General features: G+C 67.4%; 1 protein-coding gene. It reads right to left on the reverse strand.

Annotated elements, in window-relative coordinates:
- Positions 1-586, reverse strand: a 586-nt coding sequence (locus D9599_RS30660) for a lipopolysaccharide assembly protein LapB (protein ID WP_198385123.1), incomplete at its 3' end; no start/stop codon positions are given.
- Positions 587-1,065: the final 479 nt, after the last annotated feature.

Below are 1,065 nucleotides of genomic sequence, written 5' to 3' on the forward strand. Positions count from 1 at the left end.
GGTCACCTAGCCGCTGGCTGACCACGCTCAGGAGGCGCAGCGCCGCCGTCAATCCCGGCTGCTGGTCCAGCAGGCGGAGCAGGATGTCACGCGCTTCGTCGAACTCGCCTGCCTGAACGAGAAGGTTGGCGAGGTTGATCTGCAGCCCGGCATCGAAGGGTGCAACCTCGGCCGCATGGCGGGCCCAGTTAAAGGCCTCGTCCATGTCGCCGCGCTGCAGGGCGACGCTGCCGCGCTGGCGCAACAGCGCCGTCGCCTGGGGCAGGCTCTCCAGTGCCTCGGCAAGGAGGCTCTCCGCCTTCGCGGTGTCACCGAGACGCATGTGGATGGTGCTGAGATGAACGTAATTTGCCGGCTCGTGCGGCGCGTCATTCAGCGCCCACTGCGCCCACTCGATCGCCGTGTCCGAATAACCCGCCTGGAGATAGGCGAGGCTGGCGAGGCGAAGCATCGCCCCCTTCTGCTGACCGAGCAGGATCTCAACCGTCCCGGACCCTTCCGGCGCAGGGAGGAGCAGCAGCAAACGTCCGGTCGCATCCGGCTGAACCGTCAGCCGCGTCGCCGGGGAGGCGGTGTTTTCGCTCATGTCATCCTAACCGTGCGGGGAAAGCGCGGATCCGTTGCGCCGATGCGGTGCAACATTATCATCCTTCAGCCTGGCTCCACCATATGGATCGCCCATCCATCATGATGGCCATGCCGAACCGGCGGATACTGAGAGAAACCTGTTGGCGCGGAAGGCTTTGCGTCCCCCGCGTGCCGCAAACGAGCCGCGGGCTGGCATTGTGCCAGCCACGGCGCGGCTCGCCGCCTCCCAGCGTCTGGCCGCCCCAACGCGCTACGGGCGATCCGACGTCCACGACCGGTCGGCCGCCCTGGGGCATGGGTTGGTACGCAGGGCGTGCCGCTCCTCCCTGGTGGAGGTCGGCCGCGGAGGCAGACCGGCTCGCCCTTGCACATGATCCGGCAGCGGTGAGGTTGATCGAGGCTGCAGTCGCGGCCGCACCCGATGCGGAGACGAAGGAGGCGATGTGTGGACTGCTGATGACCCGCTTCGAGTGGGAC

The sequence above is a fragment of the Roseomonas sp. KE2513 genome (assembly GCF_016107305.1).
In the GTDB taxonomy this organism is placed as follows: domain Bacteria; phylum Pseudomonadota; class Alphaproteobacteria; order Acetobacterales; family Acetobacteraceae; genus Roseomonas.